Source organism: Streptomyces racemochromogenes, assembly GCF_044129415.1.
Taxonomy (GTDB): Bacteria; Actinomycetota; Actinomycetes; order Streptomycetales; family Streptomycetaceae; genus Streptomyces; species Streptomyces racemochromogenes_A.
On the sequence record NZ_JBBDHD010000237.1, the window covers coordinates 1 to 5,142 of the forward strand.

Below are 5,142 nucleotides of genomic sequence, written 5' to 3' on the forward strand. Positions count from 1 at the left end.
CCCCCCCCCCCCCCCCCCCCCCCCCCCCCCCCCCCCCCCCCCCCCCCCCCCCCCCCCCCCCCCCCCCCCCCCCCCGAGGGGGAGTGGTGCGGCAGCGGGTCGTCACCGCTCCCGGCCGAGGTGGCGGCGCACGGCGGCGCGCTGCCAGTTGGTGGTGTGGATGACGACCCAGGGCATCACGAAGAACGCCACCACGCCGGCGGCGAAGTGCAGGGCCACCGCCCCCAGCGGCGTCGGGCCGCCCCAGGCAGGAGTGGGATAGGGGGCCCAGCCCCAGATCGGGTACGTGAGGTTGCGCGCGCAGACGATGACCCAGCCGGCCGCTGCCGCGAACGACAGCGTCGACAGGAGCATGTTGACGACGAAGAAGGCGAGACCGTGCCGCACGCGTCCGCCCTCGCGCGGCGCGACCGTCTCGCCGAAGAAGACCCGCAGCCGCATCCGTTCGAAGGCGGGACCGGCCAGCGCGATGCCGGCCAGGGCCACGGCCAGGACCACCGGCCCGAGCCGGGGGTGGCCGTGTTCCTGGGCCGCCTTCATCACGTACTGGAGCGACAGGACGAGGGCGAAGGTCAGCGGGAGCAGCAGCGCGAACAGCATGTGCCGCCAGGTGTCGCGGCGGAACGGCAGGGACAGCAGACCCGCGAACCCGGAGCGGGCGGCGTAGGCCATGGTGGACGTCCTTTCCTGGAAACGGGAAAAGCGCCTTCCGCGGGGCGGAAGGCGAGGGGGGAAGGCGGGGAAGGGGGCGGAGCACGGAGGGGCGCGCCGGGGGAGGGGCCTGTGGGGGACGACCCCTCCCCGGGCGGGTATCAGGCGGCGGTGGGCGTCACCCGCCGCTCGGGAACGGGGCGGACGGCCGCGCCGCGCTCGGTGCGCGCCAGGGCGAGCAGCTGGAGGGCGATCGCGGTGCCCGGCCGGCCGAGGGCCTCGTGGTACTGGCTGAGCACCTCGTTCTCGTGGGCCAGCTGGAACTCCCGCAGCCCCGCCAGCCGCCGCAGGACGCGCAGTTGCTCGCAGGTGGCGTTGCGCTCGTGGATCAGTTCCATGATCTCCCGGTCGAGGGAGGCCAGGTGTGCCTTGCGCTCGGTGATCCGGGCGGTGCCGATCGTTGACATGTCAGACCTCCACAGGGGTGCTGTTGGCGAGGATGCGGGGGGCGGCGCCCTCGGACGAGGGCCGGGCCGCGGGAACGAAGGGTCGGGGGGCGGTGCCGGCGGCGGCCGGGGCGGCCGTGCCGAGCACCTTGAGGAGCGGGCCGGTCAGGGCCGTGGTGGCCAGGGCCGTCACGACGAGCGTGGTCAGGCCCGCGGAACTGATGAGGTGGGCCTGCCAGCCGATCCCGGCCACCACCAGCTCGGTGACGCCCCGGCAGTTCATCAGCGCGCCGAAGCGCAGTGCCTCCGTGCGGGGCATGCCGAAGACCCACGCCGCACCGCCGGTCCCGAGGAACTTCCCCAGAAAGCCGGCGAGTACGACGCCGATGAGGACCAGCCAGTGCCCGGCGCCGAGCCCGAGCGTGCCGGGGGAGACGGCGAGCCCGACTCCGGCGAGGAACAGCGGCAGCAGCACCGCCTGGGTGAATCCCTGGAGCTGCCGCTGCGTCCGGGCGGCGGCCACGGAGCCGCGTGGGACCGCCATCCCGAAGAGGAAGGCGCCGATGACCGGGTGCAGTCCGATGAGCTCCGTCAGCCCCGCGTAGCCGAACGCGCCGGCCAGCAGCAGCGGCAGTACCAGGCGTCCGGCGCGGCCGTCACCCTCGATCCGCCGCAGGAGGACCGTGAGCAGCGGACGGACGAACAGCCGGGTACCGGCCACGAGCGCGAGGAACAGGCAGGTGGTGAGTGCCATGTGGCCGCTGCCGCCCGCGCCGCCGAAGGCGAGCACGGCGGTCAGCACCAGCCAGGCCAGGCCGTCCCCGAACGCCGCCGTGACCAGGGCGAACGACCCCAGCCTGGTCGTGTCGAGGCGGCTGTCGACCAGGACCCGGGCGAGTACCGGCAGCGCGGTGACCGACAGGGCGAGCCCGAAGAACAGCACGTAGCCCGCGCCATCGGGTGCCGGGCCCCGCAGCATGCCGGGTGCCAGGACCGCGATGGCGGCCCCCGCGAGGAACGGCAGCCCCATGCCGCCGAGGACCGCTGCCCCGACCGCGGTCCGCCCGGACCGCACCCGCTCCAGGCGCAGTTCGCACCCGAGCAGGAACATGAAGGTGACCAGACCCAGCTGCGCGGTGGCGGTGAGCGCCGAGGTGACCTGCGCGGGGAGCAGCCACGCCGTGGCGTCCGGCCAGATCCAGCCGAGCGCGCAGGGCCCCAGCAGCAGACCGCCGAGGATCTCCCCGAGGACCGGGGCCTGGCCGAGCCGGCCCAGCAGCGATCCGAGCAGATGGCTGAAGAGGACCACCACGGCCGCCGCGATCAGGAACCGGGCCAGGGGGTCCGCGTGCGGCGCCGTCATGACCCCGGCTCCGCGCGTGGAGCCCCACCGGTCACGCGGCGGACGGTACTGGAGGGGGATCTCGGGTACGCGGCGCCCGTCCGGCCCGCGGTCCCGCCCCCCACCCTCACGACTGACCCGATCACGCTGCATCTCCTGTTCGGGATGTCCGGTAGCCCGGAACGATGCAGCGAAGCTATCGGTGCGCGATTTCCTTTCGTTATCGCAGTCTTTCGGCCACGATTTCCGCGCCGGGGCGCACGTAGGGGGTTATGGAATCCGCCCCGAGAACTGCGAGGGCGCCGAAGCAGCCGTCGATCCTCGGCAGATCGACCATGGCGGGAAAGGGACGGTCGGAGGTCTCGGCGCCGTGCCACGCGAGCACGGCGGGCGGCTGGTCGGCGGCGCTGACGGTGAACGAGTCCATGGGAGTGTTCAGTCCTTCGCCGGTCGCCTTGAGGACCGCTTCCTTACGGGTCCACAGGGTCAGGCAGGCCCCCGCCCGCTCCTCGACGGGCAGCGACTCGACGGCCGCCTGCTCCTCGGGCGTGAGCACCAGCGCGTACTCGACGGGGATGCCCGGCTCCTCGGGCGTCAGGAACTGCTCCACGTCCACACCGAGGGGATGGCCGTCGGCCATGGCCACCGCGACCAGATCGCCGGAGTGCGAGATCGACAGCTCCCAGCCGGCCGCCTCGCCGATGACCTGCGGCTTGCCGTGCGCCCCGCCGCAGCCGGCGCACCGGGTCCGCAGGCGGACCGCGTCCGGCGCGAGGCCGGTGAGGGAGCCCAGGGCGCTGCGGGCGAGCACCCGTCCCGTGACGAACAGGGAGAGGTCCCGCTCGTGCACGAAGCCGGAGCAGCGGGCCCGCTCGGCCTCGTCGAGGAGGCCGAGGTGGCGTTCGGGCCGGGGCAGCCGTCGAGACACCCACACGTGACATGTGACGGTGCGTGCCGAGGACGGCTGCAGCGGGGTCCCGTGAACCGTCATGGGCATCATGCGCGCGCTCCTCGCCTCCGTGGGCGGCAGGGGCCCGCCACCAGGGTCAATGGTGGCGCGCGCGGGCCCCGCGCAATAGCCGGAAAACCTCCGGGCACACGGAGGATATCCCCCCTGGACAGGGCTTTATCGTCCGTGCTTCACCCGCGAAGCGGAGACGATAACGAGCCGAAGTCGAGGCCTCCTAGTGTTTTGCTCGAACCGGGGGAGGCCGCGACGGAAACGGCGGCGGCCACCCCGACAGACTTTCCAACAGGGGGAATGAGCAGCATGAAGTTCACGCGGAGCAATCGCATCCGGAAGACCGCGGGCCTGGCCCTCGCCGCCGTGGCGGTCGTCGCCGCCGTACAGGCCGGCGCCGCGGGTGCGGGATCCGCCACCGACGGCGGCACCGGCCGGGTGGTCGCGGACACGGCCCCGACCGCCCCGGTCGTCCCCACCTCGCCGGTCCCCGGCAGCGAGGACTGGGGCTGAGATGGCCTTCGGACGTGACCGCCGCACGCCGGCCGTCCCCGGGAACCGCTCCTGGTCCCGCCTCCTCGACACCGTGCTGCGCGGCCTGGACCTGACCGCGGCCGACACGGCCTGGCTGATGGACACCGTCATGCGCGGGGAGGCCACCCCGGCCCAGATCGCCGGGATCCTCGTCGCCCTGCGCGCCAAGGGGGAGACGGTCGGGGAACTGGAGGGGCTGGCGCACGGCATGCTGGCACACGCCACCCCGCTGCGGGTGGCCGGGAACACCGTCGACATCGTCGGCACGGGCGGCGACGGCGCCGACAGCGTCAACATCTCCACCATGGCCGCGATCGTCGCCGCGGGGGCCGGCGCCCGGGTCGTCAAGCACGGCAACCGGGCGTCCAGTTCGCGCTCGGGCTCCGCGGACGTCCTCGAAGAGCTCGGGGTGGTGCTGCGGCTGCCCGCGGACCGGGTCGCCGCACTCGCCGGGTCCGTCGGCATCACCTTCTGCTTCGCACCGGACTTCCATCCCGCGATGCGGCACGCCGCGGCACCCCGCCGGGAACTGGGCATCCCCACGATCTTCAATGCCCTGGGCCCGCTCACCAATCCGGCCCGGCCGCGCACGCTGGCCGTCGGCGTCGCCGACGTCCGGCTCGCACCGCTGATCGCCGGGGTCCTCGCCCGGCGCGGCGTCAACGCCCTGGTCTTCCGGGGCGACGACGGGCTGGACGAGCTGACCGTCGCCACCACCTCGCGGGTGTGGTCCGTCACCGCGGGCGAGGTCCGCGAGGAGGGATTCGACCCCAGGGACGTCGGCCTGCCGCTCTCCGGGCCCGAGGCACTCCGCGGCGGCGACGCCGCCCACAACGCCGCGGTGGCGCGGCGGTTGCTCGCCGGGGAGCGGGGGCCGGTGCGTGACGCCGTACTGCTCTCCGCGGCGGCGGCCCTGGCGGCCGGCACCCCGTCCGCCCGCCCGCTGGCCGACCGGCTGGCCCCCGCCCTCGTGGCGGCGGCCCGCGCGGTCGACTCGGGCGCGGCCGCCGCGGTGCTGGCGCGGTGGGTGGCGCGGAGCAACTCCCCGGGGCGGGACGAGGACCGCGCCGCGGCCGCGTAGCGCGGCGGCGGGGCGGAGGGAACACGGCCGTGGGGGGGGGGGGGGGGGGGGGGGGGGGGGGGGGGGGGGGGGGGGGGGGGGGGGGGGGGGGGCGGGGGGGGGGCGGGGGGGGGGGGGGGGGGGGGGG

6 protein-coding genes are annotated in these 5,142 nt (G+C 75.2%); 2 read left to right on the forward strand and 4 right to left on the reverse strand.

Translation table 11 applies throughout. The features are described 5' to 3' along the window. Positions 1–102: 102 nt before the first annotated feature. The 4 genes from WDV06_RS36100 to WDV06_RS36115 form a co-directional block, all read right to left on the reverse strand. A complete protein-coding gene (locus WDV06_RS36100; protein WP_395514037.1) occupies positions 103–672 on the reverse strand; it encodes a sensor domain-containing protein in 570 nt (189 codons plus the stop codon). 140 nt (positions 673–812) lie between these two features. Then, positions 813–1,118, reverse strand: coding sequence for a chorismate mutase family protein (locus WDV06_RS36105; RefSeq protein WP_395514038.1), 306 nt, complete (start codon positions 1,116–1,118; stop codon positions 813–815). A 1-nt stretch (position 1,119) separates the two neighbouring features. Then, on the reverse strand, positions 1,120–2,460 hold the full coding sequence (locus WDV06_RS36110; protein WP_395514039.1) for a cation:proton antiporter domain-containing protein: 1,341 nt from the start codon (positions 2,458–2,460) through the stop codon (positions 1,120–1,122). A 199-nt stretch (positions 2,461–2,659) separates the two neighbouring features. Next, positions 2,660–3,439 carry a 4'-phosphopantetheinyl transferase family protein gene (locus WDV06_RS36115; protein ID WP_395514040.1) on the reverse strand — a complete coding sequence of 260 codons (780 nt, stop codon included), beginning with the start codon at positions 3,437–3,439 and terminating at the stop codon, positions 2,660–2,662. Positions 3,440–3,709: 270 nt separating this feature from the next. Between WDV06_RS36115 and WDV06_RS36120 the strand changes: the two genes are divergently transcribed. Both WDV06_RS36120 and trpD read left to right on the forward strand, forming a co-directional pair. After that, positions 3,710–3,913, forward strand: coding sequence for a hypothetical protein (locus WDV06_RS36120; protein ID WP_395514041.1), 204 nt, complete (start codon positions 3,710–3,712; stop codon positions 3,911–3,913). A gap of 1 nt (position 3,914) precedes the next feature. Then, positions 3,915–5,015, forward strand: coding sequence for an anthranilate phosphoribosyltransferase (trpD, locus tag WDV06_RS36125; RefSeq protein WP_395514042.1), 1,101 nt, complete (start codon positions 3,915–3,917; stop codon positions 5,013–5,015). The last annotated feature ends 127 nt before the right edge of the window (positions 5,016–5,142 follow it).

Coding starts and splice junctions, on each gene's coding strand:
- WDV06_RS36100 (WP_395514037.1), bottom strand. CDS start 672: ATGGCCTACGCCGCCCGCTCCGGGTTCGCGGGTCTGCTGTCCCTGCCG.
- WDV06_RS36105 (WP_395514038.1), bottom strand. CDS start 1,118: ATGTCAACGATCGGCACCGCCCGGATCACCGAGCGCAAGGCACACCTG.
- WDV06_RS36110 (WP_395514039.1), bottom strand. CDS start 2,460: ATGACGGCGCCGCACGCGGACCCCCTGGCCCGGTTCCTGATCGCGGCG.
- WDV06_RS36115 (WP_395514040.1), bottom strand. CDS start 3,439: ATGATGCCCATGACGGTTCACGGGACCCCGCTGCAGCCGTCCTCGGCA.
- WDV06_RS36120 (WP_395514041.1), top strand. CDS start 3,710: ATGAAGTTCACGCGGAGCAATCGCATCCGGAAGACCGCGGGCCTGGCC.
- trpD (WP_395514042.1), top strand. CDS start 3,915: ATGGCCTTCGGACGTGACCGCCGCACGCCGGCCGTCCCCGGGAACCGC.